At 58.0% G+C, this 25,704-nt stretch carries 19 protein-coding genes and 1 pseudogene; 10 read left to right on the top strand and 10 right to left on the bottom strand.

What is annotated here, in order from left to right; translation table 11 throughout:
* Positions 1-213 precede the first annotated feature (213 nt).
* From D3261_RS14190 to D3261_RS21065, 3 genes and pseudogenes are all read left to right on the top strand, one after another.
* On the top strand, positions 214-1,080 hold the full coding sequence (locus D3261_RS14190) for an NmrA family NAD(P)-binding protein (RefSeq protein WP_120073446.1): 867 nt from the start codon (positions 214-216) through the stop codon (positions 1,078-1,080).
* 129 nt (positions 1,081-1,209) lie between these two features.
* Positions 1,210-1,587 carry a DUF1446 domain-containing protein gene (locus D3261_RS19795; RefSeq protein WP_147464979.1) on the top strand — a complete coding sequence of 126 codons (378 nt, stop codon included), beginning with the start codon at positions 1,210-1,212 and terminating at the stop codon, positions 1,585-1,587.
* A gap of 716 nt (positions 1,588-2,303) precedes the next feature.
* A pseudogene (locus D3261_RS21065) lies at positions 2,304-2,738 on the top strand (SDR family NAD(P)-dependent oxidoreductase); the annotation flags it as partial.
* A gap of 1,093 nt (positions 2,739-3,831) precedes the next feature.
* On the opposite strand, the gene D3261_RS14180 reads toward D3261_RS21065, so the two are convergent.
* The 4 genes from D3261_RS14180 to D3261_RS14165 all read right to left on the bottom strand — a co-directional run bounded on the left by D3261_RS14180 (position 3,832) and on the right by D3261_RS14165 (position 8,775).
* Positions 3,832-4,719: a carbohydrate ABC transporter permease gene (locus D3261_RS14180; protein WP_199694017.1), complete on the bottom strand. Its 888-nt coding sequence runs from the start codon at positions 4,717-4,719 to the stop codon at positions 3,832-3,834.
* A 43-nt stretch (positions 4,720-4,762) separates the two neighbouring features.
* The gene (locus D3261_RS14175) at positions 4,763-5,527 is read right to left on the bottom strand and encodes a carbohydrate ABC transporter permease (RefSeq protein WP_199694016.1); all 765 of its coding nucleotides are present in this window, start codon (positions 5,525-5,527) and stop codon (positions 4,763-4,765) included.
* Between the two features lie 156 nt (positions 5,528-5,683).
* Entirely contained in the window at positions 5,684-7,099 is a 1,416-nt protein-coding gene (locus D3261_RS14170) for an ABC transporter substrate-binding protein (RefSeq protein WP_120073440.1), read from the bottom strand.
* A gap of 257 nt (positions 7,100-7,356) precedes the next feature.
* On the bottom strand, positions 7,357-8,775 hold the full coding sequence (locus D3261_RS14165; RefSeq protein WP_120073438.1) for an extracellular solute-binding protein: 1,419 nt from the start codon (positions 8,773-8,775) through the stop codon (positions 7,357-7,359).
* Positions 8,776-8,936: 161 nt separating this feature from the next.
* Between D3261_RS14165 and melA (D3261_RS14160) the strand changes: the two genes are divergently transcribed.
* Positions 8,937-10,244, top strand: coding sequence for an alpha-galactosidase (gene melA / locus D3261_RS14160; protein WP_120073466.1), 1,308 nt, complete (start codon positions 8,937-8,939; stop codon positions 10,242-10,244).
* Between the two features lie 16 nt (positions 10,245-10,260).
* On the opposite strand, the gene D3261_RS14155 is transcribed toward melA (D3261_RS14160), so the two are convergent.
* Positions 10,261-11,454, bottom strand: a complete 1,194-nt coding sequence (locus D3261_RS14155; protein WP_120073436.1) for an ABC transporter ATP-binding protein — start codon at positions 11,452-11,454, stop codon at positions 10,261-10,263.
* Positions 11,455-11,604: 150 nt separating this feature from the next.
* Complete coding sequence (gene melA, locus D3261_RS14150) at positions 11,605-12,954, bottom strand: alpha-galactosidase (RefSeq protein ID WP_120073434.1); 1,350 nt, start codon at positions 12,952-12,954, stop codon at positions 11,605-11,607.
* A 145-nt stretch (positions 12,955-13,099) separates the two neighbouring features.
* Here melA (D3261_RS14150) and D3261_RS14145 point away from each other — a divergent pair, with 145 nt between their 5' ends.
* Complete coding sequence (locus tag D3261_RS14145) at positions 13,100-13,912, top strand: IclR family transcriptional regulator (RefSeq protein ID WP_120073432.1); 813 nt, start codon at positions 13,100-13,102, stop codon at positions 13,910-13,912.
* A gap of 1,224 nt (positions 13,913-15,136) precedes the next feature.
* Here D3261_RS14145 and D3261_RS14140 read toward each other — a convergent pair.
* Positions 15,137-15,892, bottom strand: coding sequence for an IclR family transcriptional regulator (locus D3261_RS14140; RefSeq protein ID WP_158589397.1), 756 nt, complete (start codon positions 15,890-15,892; stop codon positions 15,137-15,139).
* Between the two features lie 277 nt (positions 15,893-16,169).
* Between D3261_RS14140 and D3261_RS14135 the strand changes: the two genes are divergently transcribed.
* From D3261_RS14135 to D3261_RS14125, 3 genes are all read left to right on the top strand, one after another.
* Positions 16,170-17,351, top strand: a complete 1,182-nt coding sequence (locus D3261_RS14135; protein ID WP_120073428.1) for a CaiB/BaiF CoA-transferase family protein — start codon at positions 16,170-16,172, stop codon at positions 17,349-17,351.
* 121 nt (positions 17,352-17,472) lie between these two features.
* The gene (locus tag D3261_RS14130) at positions 17,473-18,444 is read left to right on the top strand and encodes an MBL fold metallo-hydrolase (RefSeq protein ID WP_158589396.1); all 972 of its coding nucleotides are present in this window, start codon (positions 17,473-17,475) and stop codon (positions 18,442-18,444) included.
* Positions 18,445-18,449: 5 nt separating this feature from the next.
* The gene (locus D3261_RS14125; RefSeq protein ID WP_147464978.1) at positions 18,450-20,102 is read left to right on the top strand and encodes an acyl-CoA synthetase; all 1,653 of its coding nucleotides are present in this window, start codon (positions 18,450-18,452) and stop codon (positions 20,100-20,102) included.
* 30 nt (positions 20,103-20,132) lie between these two features.
* Here D3261_RS14125 and D3261_RS14120 read toward each other — a convergent pair whose 3' ends face one another.
* From D3261_RS14120 to D3261_RS14110, 3 genes are all read right to left on the bottom strand, one after another.
* Positions 20,133-21,260 carry a Gfo/Idh/MocA family protein gene (locus D3261_RS14120; protein WP_120073422.1) on the bottom strand — a complete coding sequence of 376 codons (1,128 nt, stop codon included), beginning with the start codon at positions 21,258-21,260 and terminating at the stop codon, positions 20,133-20,135.
* 2 nt (positions 21,261-21,262) lie between these two features.
* Complete coding sequence (locus D3261_RS14115; protein ID WP_120073420.1) at positions 21,263-22,378, bottom strand: Gfo/Idh/MocA family protein; 1,116 nt, start codon at positions 22,376-22,378, stop codon at positions 21,263-21,265.
* A 77-nt stretch (positions 22,379-22,455) separates the two neighbouring features.
* Positions 22,456-23,535 carry a DUF4432 family protein gene (locus D3261_RS14110; protein ID WP_120073418.1) on the bottom strand — a complete coding sequence of 360 codons (1,080 nt, stop codon included), beginning with the start codon at positions 23,533-23,535 and terminating at the stop codon, positions 22,456-22,458.
* A gap of 86 nt (positions 23,536-23,621) precedes the next feature.
* On the opposite strand from D3261_RS14110, the gene D3261_RS14105 reads away from it, so the two are divergent.
* Positions 23,622-24,404: an SDR family NAD(P)-dependent oxidoreductase gene (locus tag D3261_RS14105; protein WP_120073417.1), complete on the top strand. Its 783-nt coding sequence runs from the start codon at positions 23,622-23,624 to the stop codon at positions 24,402-24,404.
* 48 nt (positions 24,405-24,452) lie between these two features.
* Positions 24,453-25,589 carry a glycoside hydrolase family 88 protein gene (locus D3261_RS14100; protein WP_158589395.1) on the top strand — a complete coding sequence of 379 codons (1,137 nt, stop codon included), beginning with the start codon at positions 24,453-24,455 and terminating at the stop codon, positions 25,587-25,589.
* Positions 25,590-25,704 lie beyond the last annotated feature (115 nt).

The raw sequence follows: 25,704 nt of genomic DNA, 5'->3' as shown, positions 1-25,704 counted from the left end.
GTATAAATCGAAGTAAACAGCACTGTGAAAATGAAACTGTTTCCTACCTGAGACGACCGATATCGGCCGACAGCAGCCGTGAATCGAACGCTAGCGACACGTTCACTGGGCTACCTTCGGGACTGGGAACGGGGCGGATGCGGTCGCCGTCAGCGCGACCGCGGTCGTCAGCGGTATCTCTGTGAGGGTTCCTAGAGACGGTGGCACGTACTGATGACGCAAACGATACTCGTGACCGGCGCGACGGGCACCGTCGGTTCCATCGTCGTCGAGTCCCTCGCCGACCACGGGGCACGGATACGGGTCGCCACCCGAGGGACTGACACGGCTGAGAAACACCTCGGCGGGGACGACGCTCGCGTCGTCTTCGATTTCACTCATCCCGAAACGTGGGGGGAGGCGCTGACGGACGTCGATCGGGTCTTCCTCGTTCGTCCGCCGGTTGTCGACGTCGCACGCATTCGGGAGTTCGTCGATGCCGCCGCTCGCGTCGGTGTCGAGCACGTCGTCTATCTCTCGATTCTCGGTGCCAACCGGAATCCGTGGCTTCCGCATCGCCGGATCGAACGCCACATCAAAGCGACCGACCTCGCATATACGTTCCTTCGAGCGTCGTTCTTCATGCAGAACCTCAGTGGGGTTCACCGACCCGAGATCGTCAACCACGACGAGATCGTCGTCCCCGCCGGGACCGGGAGGACGAGTTTCGTCGACGCCCGAGACGTCGCGGCGGCCGCGGCGGTCGCACTCACCGAGGACGGCTACGAGAACCGAGCGTACGACGTTACCGGTCCGGAGGCGCTGAACTACGACGAAGTCGCCCGTCTCTTCACCGATGAATTGGACCGCTCCATTGACTACGCGAACCCATCGATACTGACGTTCGTTCGTCGGATGACGGCCCGGGGTCATCCCTTGCCTTTCGTCGTGGTCATGCTCGGCATCTACACTACCGCTCGATTGGGGTTCTCCGCCCGCGTGAGTGGAGACATCGAAACGCTTCTCGAACGAAAACCGATCGGTATGCGGCAGTTCGTTGCGGACCACGCGCATGTGTTTGAGAATACAGTAGAGGACTGATCCTCAGCTGCCACTATTACGAATCCTTGGCTCGGTCGTCGAACGGCGCGACGAAACCACAGAGAGTTGGTCTACTTCGAACACGGTTGGTGCTTTCTCGGACGTTCGGTTCGAAGCGGACTGTACCGGGTGAAGGGCGCAACCGCCGCTCCGGTTTCTGAAACGCTGAAGGTCGATGTCGGTTACGAGGATTCGATCGTTGGAGCGGGATGGATATCGTACGGCGGCCTTGGCGCGACCGGGAGATCGCGATCAGCAGCGGTTGCCAACGGACCGGTCGCTCGATACGATCTCCCAGAGCTACACGGACTCAATTTCGTCGTCGAAGACGCACTCGATGGAGGGGTGACGACATCACTCCGGGTGGACTCGCATGGGAAATCGCTGTCTTCGCTCGTTCAGACTGTCGAACTCGATCTACAGGCGTCCGTCAGCCAGACGTACACTACTATCGCAGCGACGAGTCGAGTGCTCCAGCGGTTTGTACGTATTGCCATCCGAGAGTAGGTACTGGTTCTCGGCAGCGTTGGAGCGAGTCTGACGACTGATGAATTCTACGAACACGGCGTCGTTTTCACGTAGGCTTAGGCAATTATCGAACTTATCGCGTCCGTGTGATCTTCCTGGTCTCTCCCTCGGACGGTCGATGTCCGATAATCACGGTCTATCGGGCGATCTCTCCAACTCCAACACACTGTATCCGACCAGCTAAGTTGTAGTAGACACCTTCGACCAGTTTGCTATCTGCCTCGTTCTGAGAAGACCGTGTTAACCGACAGGGGATGGGCGATCTGTCGGGACCCAAACACCGAGCCTCTATCATAGCGATCCACATTGTGATAGGGCGAACAAGGGGTTATACTGCTTCTGAGAAGAACACCGGGTGCAGTAACGAAATCGAAAAGCCCCTCACGCAGGCGCTTAGTTCGTGGTAGTGTTCAGACGGGTTTGCCGATCAACGCTGATCTCAAGCGATCCCCAGTCCGATCCAAATCGATGTCAACAAGATCACCCACCCAACTCAGTGGCCAGACAGCGATCCTCATCGATACATCATCCGGAAGTGGCGAGGAGACCGCCAAAGCCCCGGCCGAGCGAGGTGCGGACGTCGTGCCTGCTGCCCGTGGTGAGTACGTTCTGGTACAGTAGCGAGGGGATCGAGGCCACGAGGGTAGGTTCGTTTGTTGTTCCCACGAACGTAATCAACGAGAACGACCTCCAGTCTCGTCGAGAAAATACGATCTCGGTTCGGGACCATCGAGATAGCCGTGAACAACGCTGGCATAGGACTCATTGGGCCTGTGGATGATGTCCACCGGTCTCACTTTCGCCGGATGATCGAGGTCGACCTTCTCGGTTTGACAAAGCTCACGCACGCTGTTCTACCGGTCATGCGGGACCAGAGCAGAGGACGTCTCGTGAACGTCCTCTCGTTACAGGCCGTAGTGCAAGCGCTACCAGATCCGGGTAACAATGGGTCCAAGTTCGGAGTCAACGGGTTTTCTGAACCCCTTCGGCAGGAGGTCACCACCCACAGGATCCGGACGATAGTGGTCGAACCCGGTGCAGTCAGTACTGAATCCACGGGTCACATTCGGACCGATAAACAGACCCCAAATCGAGGATCGATCCTTCGGTTCGATTACACCGTTCCATAGTATCTGTCGCGATGTTGTAATTATTACGATAACTATACTACAACAACAGAAGTGTCTGTCAACCATAACGTTACGACGAGCGTGGAAGGCAGGAAATATTTACTGCTTTACTTTGATCCGAGCCAACATCTATTTGGCGCATATCATTGTCGATGAGTCCCGCTGGATCCTACGAAGTCGAAAGAAAGACGATGGTGCAGCAGATTCCGACTCCAGCCCAAATACGAAGTCAGACTCGTTTAGCCGAGATTTGCCGACAAAACGGTATGGTCTACTGACGAATATATGATTAATTGTGCAGATTCAACGGGCTCTCAGTGAACTTGCTTGAGAAATCATCTACGAGAGTGATCGCCCGGCTGTTCGCGAGATGCATCGAACAGCACACCAGTGCTCCGAAGAAGCGCCGTCGTGATGACTTCGTGTTAACCATCGTAGTAGAGTCGATCCGCTCTCCAAGCCGCTCCACTGTAGCATAGACCTCTGGTGGGTGTTAGCAGCGACTCAGGTTACATCAAAGCGCGATGTCTCTTGGCCGAGTGCGCTCTCCTCAAGAGATACGTAATAACTTATAACTTCATACACACAAGAGGGTTTCAATGACCACCGGTCGGCGTGTTGTGATAGAACCGGTTTCGCGATGATTCAGATCACAATTTCTGTAGCGGCTCGTGGGGATTCAAGTCGAGAACATTGCTGGAAAGGTAAAGCAACTCAACAATTTTCAGATAGTTATTTACACACGAGGAAACGACGCCAATCGAATCTTCCTCCTTCGGGCGGTCATAGCTGTCTTCGAAGCTAGGTATCTACATTGAAGTGAGACATACATGATGGCAATATCCGAAGTCACGGTTGATAACTGGCATACTAGACGATCACGCGTAGTGATGACCTCCAAGAAGTCATCGTTTGGCTAGTGGATACTGACGCGATTTACGCCGAAACGACTTGGCTTGAAAACCAGACCAAAACAAGTGCGATAAAATTTACGACAAAATACTAAAACTAATAATACATACATACTATTTAGAAAACTATACAGCGAAAAAGAGATCAAGGTGAGCAACACGTCAGGCCGAAAATCGAACGATCAGGCCCCTTTCAGCCCGCCTTTGGCGAGACCCTCAACGACCATCTCTTGTATCAGTGCAAAGAGGATGACTACAGGTAGCATCGTGAGCACTGCGGCGGTCAGCACCAGTGCCCAATTGACCTGGTTCTGCGACTGAAACAACTGGAGTGCAAACGGGAGTGTTCGAATAGCCCCGGTCTGTGAGAGGACCGACACCGCGAGGTAGTCGTTCCATGAGACGATGAACGTATAGAAGCCAGCGACGGTCAGCCCTGGCTTCGCCAACGGAAGCATGATCCGAGTGATCACGCTAATTTCGCCACAACCGTCCATCTTCCCCGCGTCCCTGAGAGAGTCGGGGATATCGTCGAAGAACCCCTTGAGCAGCCATGTTCCGAATGGAAGCGTGAACGCTGTGTGGGCAAGGACGATCCCAATGTACGAGTCGATTAGCTGGAGTGATGTCATCAGGAGGAAGAACGGGATGAGCAACAGCACCCACGGGAACATCTGCGTAGCGAGGAACCCGAGGAGAAGCGACATCCGACCTGGGAACTCGAAGGAACTCATCGCATAGGCTGCGAGCGTCCCCGTGATGAGCGTGAGCACTGTCGTTGCTGTCGATATGATGAACGAGTTGATCGCGTAGTTGATGAAGTCCTGTCTGGTAAGAACGGTGATGTAGTTCTCAAGGGTGAACGAGCTAAGGCTCGGAAGGAGATTTGACGAGTAGAGGGCGCTCGCGCCGGTAAACGTCGAGACAAAGATGTAGATAACAGGGACGAGCAAGAACCCGAAGTAGATGAACAGGACGGCATACGTGCCGATCGCCATCCGTGAGGACATATCCTCCCCAAGCCATGCATCGAACCGCTGGACGAGGTTGTTGCCTTCGCTATGCGCCATCAGTTCGTCCCTCCGTGTCGGTGGTTGTGATTGTCAGATAGTATCATTCAATATCCTCCAGTTGGACGTAGATGAAAGTGAACGCCAGTAGGATGATCAACATGGTCAGACCAATGCTTGCGGCAAACCCGAGTGTGTACTCGTTGAACGCAAGTTTGTAGACATAGGTGGCGAGCACCTCAGTCGAACCCAGGGGGCCACCGCCAGTTGTGAGGTAGATGATCTCGAAGTCGTTGACTGTGAAGATCGTATGGAGTACGATCATGATCATCGAGACATACGTGATGTTCGGCAGCGTGATGTACCGGAACTGTTCGAGTTTGCCGGCTCCATCGAGTTCGGCAGCCTCATACAGTGATGTGGGAATCGACTGCATCGCAGCCATCAGCGCGACAGCCGTGAAGGGGATGTTTCGCCACATGTGCATCACGACGATCAGGGGTTTCGCCCAGGTCGGGTCCCCGAACCAATACGTGGTATCAATGTTGAAGAACGAGAGGATGATGTTGACCAGCCCGTATTCAGGCTGCATGATGAACCGGAAGATGATCGTCATGACGATAATTGGCATTACCCACGTCACGAGCGATACATTCCGGAAGAAGGTGATCCCTGGAAGTTTCTGCTTGAGCGCAAGTGCGAGCCCCAGCCCGAAGATGTATTCCAAAGACACCGCTGCTGTCGCTATCACAACCGTGTTCGAGAACGCATCCCAAAACTCGGGGGTGTCGAGCATCTCTGTGATGTTCTGCAGACCGACCCACATGACCTCATTTGGCTGTAACAGCGACACCTCTTGGAACGCCATAATGATCCCACGAAGGGTTGGGTACAGGACTACGAGGGCCAGCAAGAATGTCGCGGGAATGACGAAGGCGTACCCTAGCCATGTTTCACGAAACAGCTCGCTAAACGTTACTGCGTAACGCCGTAAGCCACTGTTTGAGCTAGTATCAGTGGCCATCTAACCCTCAAATTCTCCTGCAATTTGGGTAAGCTCTTCATGGAGAGTCTGACCTGCTTGCTGAGGGTCCATTTCGCCGTAGGCGACACCCTGGATCTTGGGGTAAATCGCTTCCCTAGTTTCACCCCACGGAACCTTCGCTAGCGGTCGCCCTGTCTTCGCCACCTGCTTGAACGGTTGTAGACTTTTGGTTTCGATGGTCGACGAGATGTCTGTGTGAAGGGGCGTAGCAAGGTTCATGCCTGTGTTCTTCATTTTTCGGAATGCCTGAGGACTGCAGTAGAGTCCGGCGGCTTCCTTGGCTTTTTGCTTGTTCGAGGAGAAGCTGTTCACCATTACGGGTTTGACTTCGAGGAACGTCCCCCGCGAGGCGTTCGAGTCATGTGGCAGAGCTTTGACTGTGGTGTTCTCGAACATGATCTGCTCGGCTGCCTTCTGATCTTCAACAGCGTCTTCGGAAACACTGTCCAAGATCCACGGTCCGCATTCTACCATCGCGTAGTCTCCGTTGAGGTAGCCGTAGTCAAGGACCTGCCACCCGGTTCCGAGTTGGTCGGTGTTAGCGATGGGGTTGTCGGATGCCCACACATTGTGATACCAATTCGTGAAAACGCTTACCAACGCATCCGCATCTGGAACGACCTCCCATGAGCCATTGTTCACACTGTAAAGTTGGTCTTCATGCTGATAGACGTGGGACATGAACTCCTGAAAGCCGCGTGAGGAACCGTCTTTCGTACAATTGTGGAAGGGAGTAATATCGTCCCGCTGTTCCTTGATGGTCCGACCGACTTTGAGGAACTGTTGAGCGGTTTCCGGTGGTTCGAGGCCGAGATCATCGAAGATGTCGTTCCGATAGAGCAGAGCACGGCCATTCCCCGTCCACGGCATGCCCCAAACATCTCCTTTGTACGTTACTGCCCGGATTGCCCCGTCAGTGAATCCGTCCCAATAATCGAGTTGCTCAGCGTAGTCCGTGAGCGGCTCGATGAGTTCGGCTGCCTGGAACTCGGTGAGGTGGTTCAAGATCCCCTCAAGGTAATCGGGCTGTCCCTGTCGTGCTCCTGTAAGGAAATTCTCCCTGCGGTCCGCGTATGTCGACGCTGATACGGATAGGCTAACCGAATTCTGCTGTTTGAGAGTGTTCCGATACCAATTCTCCCATTTTTTAGCCGCGGAGTTGTTGAACGATTCCGTCCAGAAGAGTAGTTCTGTCTGCCCGCCACCACCGCCGCTATTCCCGCCGTCGCTTCCATTCCCGCCGCTTCCATTCCCGCCGCTACCGTTGCCGCCATCACCGCCACCGCCGCCACCGAGACATCCGGCAGTAGATGTAATTCCTATAGTGGCCGCAGAGCCCGCGATGCCTTTGACGACATCTCGTCGGGTGCGCTCGCCTCTGTTACGGTTTGCCATGATACACGATCATTGTTAGAGTCATATAACATAAATCCTTCTATACAATTATAGGTCCTGAAATATAACTATGATGGTACATCGCGGGAGCCCCTTCTTGGAGTTCTACGGTAGTTGTTGGGCCAATCTCTCAAATAACAGCTATAGCACGGAAGAAAGACGATATCAGGACCTCTGTTCTCATATCGGATATATACATTTTTCTACGTTTCGAATCCCTCAACGATTTGCGTTACTTCTTCGTTTTTCCACACATACTATACCTCAAAATCACCTGCGATCTGGGTGAGTTCTTCGTGGAGAGTCTGACCGGCTTGCTGGGGATCCATCTCGCCGTAAGCGACCCCCTGAATCTTAGGGTAAATCGCTTCCATCGGCTCACCCCACGGTACTTTCGCCAGTGGACGCCCGCTACTCAACACTTGACTGAATCCAGATAGGTTGTCATTTTCGATGGTTGACGAGACTTCCGTATGAACCGGCGTTGGAAGACTGGAACCGGCTTCTTTCAGTTTCCGGAAGCTCTGCGGGCTGCAGAGAACCCGGGATGCTTCTTTGGCTTTCCGGATGTTTGACGAGAAACTGTTCACCATGATCGGTTTGACTTCGAGGAACGTCCCTCGTGAGGCGTTCGAGTCGTGTGGCAGATGGGTGACGGTAGTGTTCTCGAACATGAGTTGCTCGGCTGCTTGTGAATCTTCAACCGCGTCATCGTTCACAGCATTCATGATGAATGGCCCACACTCGATCATAGCATAGTCACCATTGAGATAGCCATAGTCGAGAACCTGCCACCCGGTCCCGAGTTGGTTGCTGTCTGCGAGCGGATTGTCGGATGCCCATACTTCCTGATACCAGTTCGTGAAGACAGTCGTTAGTACATCCGCGTTTGGAACGACTTCCCATGAACCGTTATTGGTTTGGAAGAGTTGCTTCTCGTGCTGATAGACGTGGGACATGAACTCCTGAAACGCGCGTGCCGAACCATCTTTCGTACAGTTCTGGTAAGCCATCACGTCATCACGTTGCTTGTTGATGGCACGACCGGCTTCGAGGAACTGTTGGACGTTTTCTGGTGGTTCGAGCCCAAGGTCGTCGAAGATATCGTTCCGATAGAGCAAGGCACGAGCGTTGCCTGCCCACGGCACACCCCATACGTCTCCCTGGTATGTTACTGCCTCGATCGCTCCATCTGTGAACCCATCCCAATACCCAACTTGGTTTGTGAACTCCGTGAGTGGTTCGATGAGGTCGGCCGACTGAAATTCAGTGAGGTGGCTCAGGATACCTACGAGATAATCGGGTTGTCCCTGCCGGGCCCCTGTGAGGTAGTTCTCGCGTCGGTCCGGATATGTCGACGAGGAGACGGACAGGTTTACCGAGATCTGGGTCTTGAGGGTGTTTTGATACCAGTTGACCCATTTTGGTGTCTCTGGACTCTGAAACGCATTTGACCACCAGAGAAGATCCGTCTGTCCGCCGCCGCCACCACCGCCACTTCCGTTACCGCCGCCACCGCTCCCATTTCCGCCGCCGCTATTGTTTCCTCCGCTACCGTTACCACTGCCGCCACCGAGACACCCTGCAGTAGATGTGATGCCGAGAACGCCGGCAGTACCACCGATACCTTTGACGACATCTCGTCGAGTACGACCGTCTTTGCTACGTTTTGCCATATTGCACGATGGTAGATTAGGCCATGTCATATAAAACATTCTATAATGGTATATTTCCAACAACAGTCACGTTGATAGCTTGTAACACCGTATAGGCCGCTCCAGTGATGAAGATTCACACCCTCTGGTTTTATAACATGGTCAAATCAAAAGATTATCCGATGCCCAAGATAACCTTCCTTGGTGCTGGGAGCATGGTTTTTGCGACGAATCTCGTAGGGGATGTCCTTTCGTTTGAATCGCTGGAAGACAGTGAACTCGCGTTGATGGACATCGATAAAGATCGGCTTGAGACCACTCGCAAAATCACCGAAGCAACAATCGAGAATGCGGGTCTCGATGGGTCGGTAGGAGCGACGACCGACCGGAAAGAAGCGCTCGATGGAGCGGATTACGTCCTCAACATGATCAACGTTGGTGGCACCGAACCCTTTGAGAACGAGATCCGAATTCCTCAGAAGTATGGCGTCAACCAAGCCATCGGTGATACCATTGGCCCCGGCGGTATCTTCCGCGCACTTCGGACGATTCCCACCATGCTTGATATCGCCGCTGATATCGAAGAGAAATGCCCTGAGGCGATGTTGTTAAACTACACTAACCCAATGTCGATCCTCTGCAAGACACTGTATGAGGCCACCGATGTCGACGTGTACGGCCTGTGTCACAGCGTTCCGCATACGATGGAAGCGCTCGCAGAGTACGCTGGTGTTTCTCAGGAGGGCTTGGAGTATTGGGTCGCCGGCATCAACCATGTCGCGTGGGTGCTCACTGCGGAGCACGACGGCGAGAGCATCTACCCTGCACTTCACGAAGCGGTGGACGACCCCTCCATTTACGAGCAGGACACAGTTCGCTTCGAGATGATGAAGCACTTCGGCTACTTCCCGACGGAATCATCTCACCACATGTCGGAGTACGTTCCCTACTTCCGAACAGATGACGAGACCATCGATGCGATGACTGGCGAAGGCTTCGCCGAGCGAATGCAAACGGCGACCTATCTCGAAGGATGGACACAACGCTCGGCTGAGCGTGACAACCCCGATATTGAGGTCGACCTCGACAACGTGATGCCTGAGCGCTCAGAGGAGTACGCTTCCCGACTGATCGACTCGATTGAGACGGATACACCTCGACAGGTGAACCTCAACGTTCCAAACACGACGGGTGCGATAAGCAACCTCGCAACGAGTGCATGCGTGGAGGTGCCGGTTCTGGTTGATGGGACAGGTATCACTCCGTGCTCGGTTGGCGACCTTCCCGCAGAAGTGGTCGCATTCCCGCAACGCCACACCACCATTCATCGCCTTGTTGCCGAAGGGGCGCTGGAAGGAGATCGTGAGAAAATACATCAGGCTGTTAAACTCGATCCACTCTCTTCGGCGGTACTTATGCTTGATGAGATCCACGAGATGACGGAAGAATTGCTTGAGGCGAACAAAGCCTACCTACCGCAACTCGAATAGAGTTGCATAGTGATACTTAATCCGCTTGTTCGGTACTGACTCCGGTGCTGGTCCCCTGGCTTTCACCGACGCCAGGGATTTCGATCGTCTCGTTTTCCGAATGGACGCGGTTATGGAGTGCGTCCCCGGTATTCCCGTCGAAGACGTGAATGCGGTCGTTCGGGAACGAGACCGTCAACTCTTGTCCTGGCTCAAGAACGAAATCGCCTTCGAGCGTTGCGGTGTATCGATCTCCTCCGATGTCGAGGTAGACGTAGCTGACATCGCCGAGTGGTTCGGTTACTTCGACCGTTGCATGAACGGCATTTTTTGCGTCTTCCCGTACCAGATTAATATCTTCTGGTCGGATTCCGAGAGTGAACCGGTTCGTTGTCCCTTTGATGTCGTTGTATGTTGAGTCGTCGAGTTCATACTCGAATCCTTCGTGAACGAGGGTTGGCGTTGCACCGTCTTCGTCAAGCTCTACGTCGAAGAAGTTCATCGAGGGTGAGCCGATGAATCCCGCAACGAACCGGTTTTTCGGGCAGTGATAGCACTCTAGCGGAGTACCGATCTGTTGAAGTTCGCCACCATTGAGCACAGCGATACGGTCGCCCATCGTCATCGCTTCCGTCTGGTCGTGTGTGACGTAGATTGTCGTTACGTCCAAATTTTCTTGGATGCTCTGGAGTTCTGTCCGCATCTGCGTGCGAAGTTTGGCATCGAGATTCGAGAGCGGCTCGTCCATCAGGAACACTTCTGGCTCACGGACTATCGCTCGACCGAGGGCTACTCGTTGTTGCTGCCCACCGGAGAGCTCGTCAGGCTTTTTGTTCAAGAGTTCCTCAATACCCATCATCTCGGCCACCTCATCGGTTCTCTTGTTCCGCTCATCTTTATCCATATCGGTCGACATTTTCAGTCCAAATGAGATGTTCTCACGGGCAGTCATGTGCGGATAAAGAGCGTAATTCTGGAACACCATCGCCATATCACGGTGTTTCGGTTTCTGACTCACGACGTTTTCCCCATCTAGGACAAGCTCACCGGATGTTGGTGATTCTAGGCCGGCGATACAACGGAGTGTCGTCGATTTCCCGCATCCGGACGGACCTACGAGCACGATAAATTCACCATCTTTTATGTCTGCGTTGAATCCATCAACGGCGACAATCGTGTTGTCGTTATCTCGAAATTCCTTCCGGAGATCTCTGACTTCAAGATTTCCCATGCAAAGACGATGCACGTCTGTAGGACTTAGTCTTTCCGGAATTTTCACACGTGTTCTGTGGTGAATTATTTCGTGGCGCTGCTCGGTGTACGCTACAGGAGGGGCCGGTCGCCGTGAGACAACGAATGAATACAGAGGGAAACGAGAGGCCTACTGCATGGTAGGCATCGCACGATTACTATTCACTAGGCTATCAGGAAGATAGTCGGCATTGGCCGCTAACAAGTCGTCAACCATACTATCTATCTCTTCAAGTGTGCAAGCAGCGGCGGTAAGTGGGTCAAGTTTGATCGCTTGTCGGAGCGCGGTTTGGTCATGCATGAGGACAGCTTTCACAGCAAGTCGTTGAACATCGACGTTCGAGCGCATGATCGACGATAGCTGCGGTGGGAGAGACCCCATACTACACGGATGGATACCTTGACCGTCAACGAGACAGGGTACTTCAACACATGCATCGCTGCCAATATTCGAGATGGCGCCCGTATCGTTACGGACATTGAGATTCATCCGACGCTGAGTGTTCGTTTCCATTGAGTGGATGATTCGCGATCCGTACTCCTCTGACCGGGTGATCTCAGGATCGAGATCGTCGACATCCATTTCCCGTGCTTCCTGCTGATACTCACACCAGTGTTCGAAATAGCGACCTGTCGGCATCCAGTCGACGAAATAGTCTTCGAAATCCTCGTCAACGATGAGGTCATCGATCGTTTCTTCGTTCGTTCGGAAGTAGGGAACGTACTCCGACATGTGGTTGCTTGACTCCGTCGGGAAGTAGCCGAAGTGCTTCATCATCTCGAAACGAACATTGTCTTGGTCGTAAATATCTGGGTTGTCAAGTGCCTCCCGGAGGGCAGGATAAATGCTCTCTCCGTCGTATTTTGCGTCGAGCACCCAGGCAACGTGATTGATGCCCGCTACCCAAAAATCCAACTCATCCCGTGGCACGCTGGCGTACCGTGAGATCGCGTCCGCAGTGTGCTGGACGCTGTGACACAAGCCATAGACGTCGATATCGGTGGCCTCGTCCACCGCCCAGCACAACATTGCCATTGGGTTTGAATAATTCAATAGCGGCGCGTCTGGACAAAGTTGTTCCATCTCATGAGCGAGATCGAGCATCATCGGTGCGGTTCGGAGTGCCCGAAAGACACCGCCCGGCCCGAGGGTGTCACCCACTGCCTGGTTGACACCATACGCCTCGGGAATGCGGATCTCGTTCTCAAACGGTTCTCGCCCGCCAACGTGAACCATATTGAGCACGTAATCTGCTCCATCAAGAGCCTCCTCTCGGTCAGTCGTCGCCTCAATGGTCGCTGCTACATCATTGTGTTCGATTACCGCTTCCGTGGCGGCGACGGTCCGGTCAAGTCGATCACGGTTGATGTCCATCAGTGAGAGAGTACTCTCTTGTAATTCCGGATACGAAAGGACGTCCCCTACCAGATTGCGAGCAAACACGATACTACCAGCTCCAATGAATGCCATTTTTGGCATATCTTGACTGTCGTTCACCAACTATATTAAACGTGTGGTCACGACTACCTCAGACTGCTGTCGAGTAAGTGTTTCACTCGAAATAGCCCCCACTGCTGTTTGTTCTCAACAAAATCTTTTTACCTATGAGATCCGAGTGTAGAGTATGCCAACGTCAAACAACACCTCTCGCACGGTAAAGGCAGTGGACACGTCCTTTGAGATTCTCGAAGAGGTACTCCATCGTGACGGTGCAGGCGTAACAGAACTCGCGGATGCATTGAGTCTCTCGAAGGGAACGGTTCACCACCACCTCGCGTCGCTTGAAAAACAATACTTCGTCTCCAATCGCGAAGGGCAATACACACTTGGGCTGGGTGCACTCGTATACGGTGGACACGCTCAAAGCAAGGATGCGGTGTTCACCGCCGGTAAGCAAGACGTTGATAAGCTTGCGCGCATCACGAACGAAACAGCGCGTCTCATCGTTGAACACGCAGGTTATGGCCTAACCCTCTACCAATCGGTCGGGCAGAAGGTCGACAACCCGCGGACGCATATAGGGACGATGGAACAGCTCCACAGTACCGCCGCAGGGAAGGCATTCCTCGCTGCTCTCCCAGTACCGGATGTGAACGATATCGTGGATGAACGAGGGTTGGAGGGATTTACTTCGAATACTATTCAGGACAGGGATGAACTCATCGCCGAACTGGAACAGATCCGATCGGATGGTATTGCGTTTGATGATTGCGAACAATTTGACGACATACGGTGTATCGCTACTACCTTTACTACCGAGGATAGTGGCCTCCTTGGGGCCATTAGCATCTCCGCACCTGCCGAACGCATGGGTGAGACGCGTTTTCGTCAAGAACTTCCCCGTCGAATGAAGAACCTCTGTGAGGTGATCGAGCAGGTAGACCACTACCAGTTCCAGAGCAGAGTCCCGTGCATCTCCCGTACCCGCCCTCTCTGAACACTCTGAGAGATCATTCACCACTGTCCTCTCTCCCTCAGACGATTCCTAATACAGAGCCGTATTCAACTCCCTTTGTACAGTACTGTGTAACAATCTGTTGTAGTCGGGTTTAGTCACCGTTCGCGAAGAACAAACTGACTCCTTGTCTTCTTGTCCACTTCGAGTATACCTGTCAGCAGTCTCTCCCTCTGCTATCAGCGCGATAAGTACCCAAAAAGTTCTCTCGTTTTACTATCCAAACCCACGTATGCGGACGATGACGATTGGAAGTAGGTCTGCTGAAGATATGACGGTGTCACAGTCCCTTGTGTTCTACAGCCTGATCGTACCGTGCTGTTGCAGGGTTTTGCTCTCAACAAACACACTAATTAGTGGTCGAAAACGACATATTGGGTCGACAAATCAATCGGTACTGTGTGGACGCGACTGTAGGATGTACCGGAGGAGATGGTTCAAACGACTACCGTTTGGGTTCAACACCGTGATCAGACCAATGGACTCTGGTGGGGTCGGAAGGTAGGCCGGCTGTGCCGAAGCGAGCTCAAGGTGGAATACAGCGTGTGCATACAATGCAAGTGGATGTAAAGAAGAAGCAAGAGTGCTGACCACAGATCCACCCGGCGTCTGACGATCGAACTGAGTGCCCATTCTCAATGCTTTGCTTGTGACTGCACAAAAAGGAGTTAAGAACACCCTGTAACACCAATATGCTTGTTATGGGTCTGTCGGACTCGTGCTTAGGTCGAGTAGTCGGTCAATAGCGTTTTGGCGAGGTATCCACCTTTTGGTTCAAATCACACTTAGTACTGAGCAGGGCTATCAACAAGATTTAAAAAGTGTAAGATTTCTTACCTACATCAAGAAGAATCACTCTGTTTCTCAAGTGACGGAAAGTCGCGTAACGAATACGTGACAGAGAGGGTTTGAGAATGAATAGAATACCATGGTAATATACGGCCACCAGATTGTGAGAATGTGAACATTTTGATAGAGTTTAGTATATCCGAATCGCTGAGGTTTTAACCGATCCACCCACTACAAGATAACACTCATACCGATGTTACTCCATCTTGACCACAAAGCCTTTTCTAGGTAGTATTGTGGACAACACCGCTAAACTGCACTCGACACTCACTTACAGGGATCACGACCGTCTATCGTCTTGATAGTTGACGATGCTTCGTCAAACGAGGAAATTTGGTATAGCTGAACCCGAAGCGATCACTGATATGTCGCTTTCACTTCGATTGTCCGTTGGATACGCGCGAGCTGGTCCGGAAGCTCGTCCCAGTACCGATCACCACGCAGGCGGTTCACCGGCCCGGACATCGCGATGGCACCGATTACCTCACCGTCACTCTTCACTGCGGTGCCGATGCCACGGAGTCCATCGATCCGTTCTTCGTCGTCGAAGGCGATACCCCGTTTCCGAATGGTTGCCAACTGGTCGAACAGTTCTTCTTGGCTGGAAACGGTGTTCGCGGTCCACCTCGTCAGTCCATGTGTATCGACGATCTCGCGAACACGTCCTTCCGTGAGTTCGGCAAGGAGCGCTTTCCCGGACGCCGTGCAGTGCATCGGGAGCCGAGCACCGAGTCGGGAATCCATCGGCATCGCGTTGGTGCCGGCGGTCTGATAGAGCCACAGACATCGACCCTCCCACTCCCTGATTATCCCGAGCAACTCGCCCGACTCTATCGCGAGTTCGTCCACACCCTCCCGTCCTGCCTGGTACACCGGTTCGCCTTCGCGTACGTACCCACCCAGGTCGAGACACTTGAACCCGATCTTGTACGTTGTCCCCTCCTTTCGTACGAATCCACACTGCTCCAGCGTCGCGAGATAGCTGTGGATCGCACCCTTCGAGAGTCGTAGTTCGTCTTCGAGCTCCATCAGTCGGGCTCCGTCGCGGTCCTTTAGGATCGTGAGGATGGTATCCGCGCGTTCGATCGACTGGACGGGGTTCTTGGCTTTCATCGATAAGACACTCCGACGACGACCCATATCAATGTTTGGCAATTCTGAATCGACCCCGTCACGGTCCGTTCCCGGTATTGGTTCAGCGAGGATCGACTACAGCGCAGCGCCTCTCCAGGTCTGGTGTGTGGCTGCGACGATCCGTATCGCGAGAGGGGACCTTGTCAGGACGAAAGCTATCACGAAGGCGTTTCGTGGGCTCTGGCATTGAGCCCGAGTTGTTGTTCGTGCTATCGGCCGGGTCAACGTTTATCTATACGTCCAGCATACACACGCCATGCGACCGCTTGAAGACCTCACAGTCGTCGACTTCACACAACTCATGGCGGGCGGCTGGATGACCCAGAAACTCGGCGACATGGGTGCCGACATCATCAAAGTCGAGCGCAAGAGCGGTGACCAGCAACGCCACATGAGCTATCAGGGGACGTTTCTCGATGGCGAAGGGATCGGCTTCCTCGCGATGAACCGGAACAAACGAAGCATCGGTCTCGACCTGAAGACCGATTCGGGACACGCGATCGCTCGCCAGCTCGTCGAGACGGCGGACGTCGTCGTTCAGAACTTCCGACCGGGCGTGATGGAACGTCTCGGTCTCGACTACGAAAGCGTCGCGGCGGAGAATCCAGCCGTGATCTATGTCGCCATCTCCGGCTACGGGAGCAGCGGTCCGTACGCCGACCGACCCGGCCAAGACCTCCTCTATCAGGCTGCAACCGGCATCGCGTCCTATACGGGTCGCGCGGACGAGCCACCGACACCCGCCGGAACGGTGATCATCGACGAACACACTGCGACCCTCGCCGCGCTTCGAACGATGCAGGCGCTCTATCACCGGCTTCGGACCGGCGAAGGACAGCGAGTGGAGATGAACCTCTTCGACGCCGCCGTCGACCTCCAAGTCAACGAGGTCACGTTCACGGTCAACACGGGTCGCCACCTCTCCCGCGGGGCGAAGACACACGGCCATCCCTATCTCTACCCGCCGTACGGGCTCTACGAGGCCGCCGACGGTTACGTCGCGATCGGGATGGCACCGATCGAACGGGTCGCCGAGATATTCGACCTGGAGGCTCTGCTGGAGTACGACGGGCAACGGGAGCTGTTCGAGAAGCGGGACGAAGTCCACGGGCTCATCGAGGCGTACACCCACGACCAACCCCGCGATGAACTCGTCGACAGGCTCGTGGATGGCGACGTCCAAGCGTCGACGGTCGACCCCCCGGAGGACGTCCCCGACAACCCACAGGCAAAGCACAACGAGATGGTCATCGACGTGGAACATCCGGAGGGAGAGTCGTTTGCAACGACGGGTATCCCGGGTCGGCTCTCGAAGACGCCCGGCGGTGTGGACCGCCGCCCACCAAAGCTCGGTGAGCACACCGATGAGGTCCTCGCCGGTCTCGGCTACACGGACGCGGAGATCGACGAGCTGCGGGAGGGTGGCGCGATCGCGTAGGTGAACGGCAAAGCTTTATGCTTGGTTCACACCGATGTACTCCACGTTTACCCATGCAACTATCGTGCCGAAGGGCGGACGGCGGACGGACGAATCGAGACCACCTCTGGGGAGGGCGGCGATGAGCGATATCGAGACGATCGAGCTCGCACCCGGCGTCCACCGGGTCGAGACCGTCGCTGAGGACGGGAAACTCCACGGTTATCACGTGCTAGACGGTGCGAGCGGCCCCGTGCTCGTCGATAGCGGCTACGTGGACGCCCCCACACAGGTCTACGAACCGTTCCTCGAATCACAGGGGCTGGCCCTCTCGGACGTCAGCCTCGCGCTCATCACTCACGCCGACGCGGACCACTTCGGCGGGAACGCCGAACTACGGGCACACAGTCCCGGAGCGACGATCGCCATCCACCGTGCCGATGCGCCGCTCGCCGAGAGCACCGCACGCATCCTCGACCGACGCTACCGGATGTTCGCCGACGAGCACGACCTCGTCTACGACCGCTCGGTCTACGACTGGCTCGAAGGGATGATGGGGCCCGACGAACCGATCGACCTCCGCCTGCGTGGTGGGGAGTCGATCCGGGTTCGGGACCGAACGCTGACGCTCCTCCACACGCCCGGTCACACGCGCGGCCACCTCATGCTCTACGACGAGGCGCACGACCTCGTCATCGGCGCTGACGGCTTCTTCGGTCGGGGGCTGGTCGACGTCGACGGCGAGTACCTCCAGCCCCCGCCGTACTTCCTCTACCCCGAGTACGAGAACACGATCCGGCTCGTCGAAGCGCTGAATCCGGAAATCCTCTCGTTCACGCACTACGAGGTGTTGCGGGGCGAGGAGGTCGGCGCGTTCGTCCAGGAATCGCTCGATTTCGTTGCGGAGATCGAATCGGTCGCGCTCGCGGTGCTGGACGACCACGGAACGGTGACCCTGACCGAGGCGATCGAAGCGGTCGTCGACCGCCGCGGCGACTTCGGGCTCAACGACGACCTCGCGTTTCCGCTCACCGCACACTACGGTAACCTGGTGGAGCGTGGCGTTCTCGAGCGAACGGAGCGCGACGGCGTCGTCGCGTGGACCCGGTCGTAGTATCGATGTCGCTCGGCTACACCGGTCTGGAGACCGTGGACGGCGTCACCTACGAGACGCTCGTCGACCGCTTCGAGTGGCGGATACCGGAACGGTACAGCATCGCCGAGGCGGCGCTGGACCCAGCGAACGACGAACGAACGGCGCTCGTCCACACCGACGACGACGGGGCGGTCCATCGTTTTACGTACCACGAGCTGCGGCGCGCAGCCGCAGCGTTTCAGGCACACCTCGCCGAGCGTGGGGTCGGACGTGGCGACCGGATCGCGCTCTGTGGGCCACAGTCGCCGGAGCTGCTCGTCGCCCACCTCGGGGTCTACCGTCTCGGGGCTGTCGCCGTGCCGGTGTCGGTGATCACGGGCACGGACGCCTTCGCACACAGCCTCGACCACGCGGACACGACGGGCGCGGTCGTAGAGCGGGCTGCAGCGGCGCGGTTCGCCGACGTCCTCGACCGGTCGGCGCTCGACTTCGTCCTCCCGTTCGAGCTGTCCACCACGTACGATGGGCCCCAACGCGCGCTCGGCGGGCTCTCGGTACCGGTGGACCCGTCCGCGAGTATGGACGCCGTCGACCTCACTCCCGACGACCCGGCACTCGTCGTCTACACGTCGGGAACGTCCGGCAGCCCGAAGGGTGTCGTCCAGAATCACCAGTACCTAATCGGGACGTTGCCGGGCTACCAACTCTGGTTCGAGGTGTTCGGCGAGCGACATCGCGAACGCGTCTGGACCCCCGCGGAGTGGGCGTGGGCCGGCGCGCTCTTCGACGTGGTCTTTCCGACGCTGGCGATGGGCGGAACGGTCTGCTCGCGCGTCCGTCGACGGGGGTTCGACGCAGAGACCGCGCTCGAACACATCGCCGCTCGCCGGATATCACGGCTGTTCGTCCCGGCGACGGCGCTCCGGCGGGTCCGCGACGAAACGGACCCGAGCGCACACGACCTCACCTCGCTGGCGGTCGTGATGGCGGGCGGGGAGAAGCTCCCTGGGTCGCTGCTCGCGTGGAGCCGCGAGGCGCTCGGCGCGACGGTCAACGAGTGCTACGGGCAGACGGAAGCGAACGCCCTCATCGGGAGTTCGAGCGCGGTGTTCGAGACGAAGCCCGACTCGATGGGCAGACCCTACCCGGGCCACGAGTGTCGGATCGTCGACGAAGACGGCGAAGAACTGCCCATCGGCGAGACCGGCGAGATCGTTCTGGACCTCCCGGACCCGGTCGTCTTCGACCGGTACTGGAAGGACCCCGACGCGACCGCAGCGGCGTTCACCGAGGACGGTCGCTACCGAACGGGTGACCTCGCGCTGCGCGACGAAGAGGGCTACGTTCGCTTTCGCGGGCGCGCGGACGACCTGATCATCAGTTCCGGCTACCGTATCAGCCCGACGGAGGTCGAGGTCGCACTGTCGCGGAGCCGGTTCGTGAGCGACGTCGCGGTCGGCGGCGTCCCCGACTCCGAGCGCGGCCAGCGCGTCACGGCGTTCGTCGTTCTGAATGACGGTGTCGACGAGCGCCCCGAACGGGTCCGGGACGAACTGACCACCCTGGTGAGCGACGAACTCGGTGCGTACAAGACCCCACGGGAGATCGTCTTCCTCGACGATCCGCCTGAAACACGGACGGGAAAACTCGACCGCTCGGCGCTGTTCGGTCGATAGTCCGAACCCGAGACCGGTCTCCGATCTCGATCAGCTCTCGGTGCCGCGCATTCGCCGGACCTCGCCGGGAACCTTTGGCTCCCCGTCCTCGGCACTGGCGACCGCGGCGTAGCAGAGTTCGAGGCTCTTCAGGTTGTCACGGGCGCTGTTGACGGGCTCGCGGTCTTCCTCGATAGCCGAAAGCAACTCGGCCATCGCACCGTGGAAGCCATCCGGGAACCAGCGTCCGTCGAGTTCGGGCGTGGCGTAGCCGTCGGCGGTGTACAGCGTCACCGTCTGCTCTTCGAGGTCCGGTCCCTCGCTCAGTATCGTCCCCTCGGTTCCGGCGACGTACGTCCGGTCCTCCGGGCCGAGTTTCGTGTCGGCGTCGAAGGCGAGCGTCGCCTGCGCGCCGTCGAACTCCACGAGTGCCTGCCCGAGCAGCGGCGGGTCCGCGACCTGGCTCGGCGACGACTCGTAGGTGGCGTACACCCGCTCGGGTTCGCGGGAGCCGACGAAACAGCGGAGGATGTCGAACCAGTGGATCGCGAAGTCGTAGAGGACCGCGTGCTCGATGTCGTTGATCTCCGTTTCGGCGATCCAGTTGTGATTCCAGTCGACGGTGAACTGGATGCCGTGGGGTTCGCCGACAAGCCCGCGGTCGATCGCCTGGCGCATGTAGCTCCAGTGGGGTGCCCAGCGACCGTTCTGGTTGACCGCGAGTTCGACGCCGCGCTCGTCGGCGAGCTCGACCATGCGCTCGCCGAACGCGAGGTCGACGGTGAACGGTTTCTGACTCAGAACGTGCTTGCCGGCGTCGAGCGCGTCCTCGATGAGTGGCTCGCGCTGGACCGGGTGTGGCAGGAGGTCGACGATCTCCACGTCGTCGCGGGCGAGCACGTCGTGGTAGTCGGTGTAGATGTCGACGTCCGCGTCGGAGTAGAACTCGTCCCGGCGCTCGACGGCGTACTCGCGCGTCCGGCTGCACATCGCAACCACGTCGTAGCCCGCCGCCGCGTAGGCCTGACAGTGCTGTTCGCTGATCCCGCCCATCCCGACCATCGCGATGCCGGGGTCGTACGTCTCCGGGTCGTCCGGCTGGTATGGCAGGTCGGGCGCTTCGACCGCTTCGAGGTCGACGATCTCCGCGAGGCCGTAGTCGTCTTGGTCGTCGGCCATGCTCACTCCCCGAGCGAGACCGTCTCGCCACGCTCGGCGCTCTGCTTGGCGGCGTCGACGATGCGCTGGGCGTCACGACAGAGTTCAGGGTTGAGCGGGCCGAACTCGACGGCGTGGTCGCCCTCGATACAGTCGACCACGTACTGGATCGGGTTCTGGAGCGGGGTTTCGAGCTCGTCGACGTCGAGTTCGTAGCCGTCCGGGTCGTCGGCGGTCTGGACGCGGATCGTCCCCTCGTAGTCGTAACTGCTGATGGTCCCCTCGGTCCCGACGACGACGAAGCCACACTTCGGCTGTGGTTGGTTCACCCACGGGTCGGTGAAGGTGCCCCACCGAGTTTCGTACTTCGAGAGCCCGGCGTCGTACTTCGCGATCGTGATACTGTGCGTGTCGACGGGCGACCAGTCCGGGAGGTAGGTGTCGGTCGTCACCTCGTTCGGGAGTTCGCCGTCGCGGAACCAGGTGCCGAGCGTCACCCCGTAGCCGAGATAGTCGTAGAGCGACCCGCCGCCGCGGTCCGCTTGGTGCCACCACGTCTTCGCCGCGCTCGCGACGTCCTCCTGGTCCCCACCCGCGAAGTGGAGTTCGCCCGAATCGCTGTACTCGACCTGCTCGAAGCGACCGCTGCCCTTGTTGCCGTCGTAGTAGTGGATCTCGACGACCTCGCCGATCTCTCCCTCGTCGATCAGGCGTTTCGTCGTGCGGTGCGGTGGATACCACGCCAGCGGCCAGTTGACCGCGAGTCGGACGCCCGCCTCGTCGACGGCCTCCAGCATCCGCTCGGCGTCGGCGACGCTCGTCGCGAACGGTTTCTCCAGCACGATGTCGGCTCCGTACGGAGCGACCTTCTCGACCCACTCGGCGTGTTCGGAGGGGACGGGACAGAGGACCACGATGTCCGGCTCCGTCTCCTCCAGACAGGCGACGTGGTCGTCGTAGACGCTCTCCTCGGGGATGTCGAACTCCGCGGCGGTGTCGGCGACGCCGAGCGTCGATTCGTCCGGTTCCTCGTCGCAGACGGCGACGATCTCGGTGTCCGGATGGTCCTCGACCATCCGTAGGTTGTCGCCCATGTGGAAGTGAGCGAAGTTGATTCCGGCGACTGTGTAGTGTGCCATGATGTCTTCTCCGCCAGTGCTACGCACTAGCCGTTTCGATCACGAACGATGGAGTATTCAAGCTTTCGCCGACGCGCTCAACGTCCCGTCACGGTTCCGTCCGGGGTGATCGCGGAGACGGCGTCGTGCCCACGATAGGTGACGGCGGTGTACGTGGCTTCGAGCGTCTCGCCCGGTTCGATGGTCTTCATCGTGCCGTTCTCGCGCTGCGCATCCGGAAGACCCGCGCTCGGGTACGCCGTGGTTGGTTCGAGCCCCGCGGTGTAGTTCCGGTTGAAGTACGGCGAATCGGCGTCGCCGCCGAACGCCTGCCAGTACCAGAGACACTCGAACGGGTCGGTCGGGAACGTGAAACCGAAGCCGAGGTCGAGTTCGGGGTTCGTGACGGCGTACCAGCCCGCATCGAGGTCGGTCGCGTAGGCGACGTCGTGGATCGTCGCATCCGTCGGGGGAAACTCGCCGAGGTCGACGGTGCCGTCGCCGTCGAGGGCAGGGGCATTCGGCCACTCGAAGGTCGCATCACCCAGCAGACGGTTGTTCTCGTGACTCGGGTCGTACGGCTCCGAGACACCCGTCGCTGCTGGAACGTCGAGACGGGCCGCGGGGCCGACGAGCGGCCGTCCGAGCGCGAGGTGTTGTTGCCAGACGTACTCCAGTTCGACGCCGCCGTCGTTGGTGACCCGCTCCTCGACCCGCAGCGCGGATTCGCCGGCGGGGAGGGTCAGCGTCCGTTCGATCGAGAACGGATAGCGAACGAGTTCGACCGAGAGACCGAGCGCGACCGCCTCGGGGTCGTCCTGTACGATTTCGGCGTTCCACGGGAGCAGCGCCGACTCGCCGTGGAGACCGTAGGGAGTCCCCGCAAATCCATCCGTGTAGCCCGCGACCGGGAGGTTGACTTGCCAGCCGCCCGGGTAGCTGTCGTGCCAGCCGGTAGGGTCGACGGTCGGCACTACCCGCTCGGTCGGCGGCAGCCAGTTGTGGTCGGTGTGGAACAGCACGTCGACGTCGGTACGTTTGTCGCGGAACTCGATGACGTCGCCGCCTTTTCCGGGGAGGACCATGATACGGAGCGACTCGTTCTCCAGGAACGCCGTTTCGATGCCTCTGTACGTGAAGTCGGTCGAAATACGCGGGAGATCCCAGTCCGAGGACATGCTGCCTCAATCACTTCGCGGTAGGTTAAGCGTTCCCATGAGCCAAATCGTTATGTACCGGTGCGGTCGATCCACGAGAACGGACCATGAACGCAGCAAGACATGCGGACAGAACGGTCGTCGTCACCGGTGCGAGCTCCGGAATCGGTCGCGGGATCGCCGTCCGATTCGCCGAGGAAGGAGCGAACGTCGTCGTTGCGGACGTCAGACACGAACCGAAGCGGGGGAAACACTTCGATACGGACCTCACGACGCCGACGGACGTCGCCATCCGCGAGGACGGCGGCGAGGCGATCTACGTGGAGACGGACGTCAGCGACCCGGACGCGGTCGCGGCGCTGATGGACGAAGCCGTGGCGACCTACGGCGGGATAGACGTGCTCGTCAACAACGCCGGCGTCTACATCCCGGGCGATTCCCAGGAGACGACACCGGAGGAGTTCCGGACCGTGGTCGGGGTCGACCTCGCCGGAGCGTTCTACTGTGCGAAGTACGTGATCCCCCAACTGAAAGAACGCAGCGGCCACCTCCTCAACATCGGCTCGGTGAACTCGGAGGAAGGCGGCGGTGGGCCCTCGTACGCGAGCGCGAAGGCGGCGGTGGTCAACCTGACGCGCGACCTCGCGGTCGAACTCGGCGGCGACGAAGTCAACGTCAACGCGATCTGTCCCGGCTTCGTCGAGACCGCGATCCAGGACTACCAGACGGAGGCCGAGATGCAGGTCCAGCTCGACCACACGCTTCTCCCCTACGCCGGTACACCGACGGACATCGGCGACGCCGCGGTCTTCCTCGCGAGCGAGGAGGCGCGCTTCGTCCACGGCACGACGCTCTACGTCGACGGCGGGTGGACCGCACACAGCCTCTGAGCACGGTGTGCCATCGCAGTTTATATGACTGGACGACGACCGTCCGGTATGGCACGATCCGACGACCATTCGCATGCCGACCTGATCGAGCGGGTCGGGACGACGCTCGACGAGGTGGGTACCCGGTTTCCGTACTACGCCGACCCGGCGGACGGGTCCTGGACGACGACACCGAACGGCAACTGGTGTGGCGGTCACTGGCTCCAGATGCTATGGCACGCCCACGTCGAGACCGGCGAGGAACGGTTCGAACGTGCCGCTCGCGAGGGAACGTCCACGATGGTCGAGTACATGCCCCGACGGTCGATGTTCTGTGGGATGAACTTTCACCACGCGGGCTTTCGTGCCTACGACCTGACGGGCGAGGAGCGGTACCGAGCCCTCGGTATCGAGGGTGCGGACGCGATGGTGGCGTACTTCGACCAAGGGGCTCGACAGATCCCACTGGGGATCCTCGACATCGAGTCGCCCTCGCCCGAGTTCCGCGGCCCGGAATCCGACGAGGGACCGTCGGGCGAACACCTCGGGGCGGTCGACGCCATCCACACCTCCCTGCCCGTCCTCTGGCGAGCGTTCGAGGAGACCGGCGACCCGGTCTACCGCGACACGGCGATCTCACACGCCGATAGACATCTCGACTGGTACATCCGCGAGGACGGCCGGACCTGGCACCACGCGGAGTTCGATCCCGATAGCGGAGCCCTCGTTCGCCAGTACAACGAACTCGCCTTTTCCGAGGAGACCTGCTGGGCACGTGGACAGGGCTGGTGTATCGCCGGCCTCGCACGGGCGTACGAAGCGACCGAAGCCGAACGCTACCTCCGAGCGCTGAACGAAGTGACCGCGTACTACGTTCGACAGAGCCCCCCGGACCTCGTCCCCCACTGGGATTTCGAGCATCCAAACAAGCCGAACGTCGAACGGGATACGAGTGCCGCTGCGATCGCTGCGTACGGCCTCGCGCTTCTCACGGAAGCCAAGGAAACGAGGGAACTGGTGGCGACCGGTGAGCGCATTCGTGCCTCGTTGCTCGAAGACTACGTCACTCCGCGGGGTTCGGAGGACGAGCGACCCACCGGAATGGTCCTCGAGGGGTGCTACAACGGGCCGTCCGGATTCGCAGACCATCACGAACTTCTCTGGACGGATTACTACTTGCTGGAGGCGCTTGCGGTGGCGGCATGAACAATTGATGATCGGCTGATAACGAGGGAAATAGCGTACGGATGAGAATTCAGGTCCTGTCCGTCCCCTTGAACTGACCGGTGGTGTTTTATCCCACGGTGATTCATCTGCTCGG

Source organism: Halococcus sp. IIIV-5B (assembly GCF_003602035.1).
In the GTDB taxonomy this organism is placed as follows: domain Archaea; phylum Halobacteriota; class Halobacteria; order Halobacteriales; family Halococcaceae; genus Halococcus; species Halococcus salsus.
This window is presented reverse-complemented; position numbering and strand designations above follow the sequence as displayed.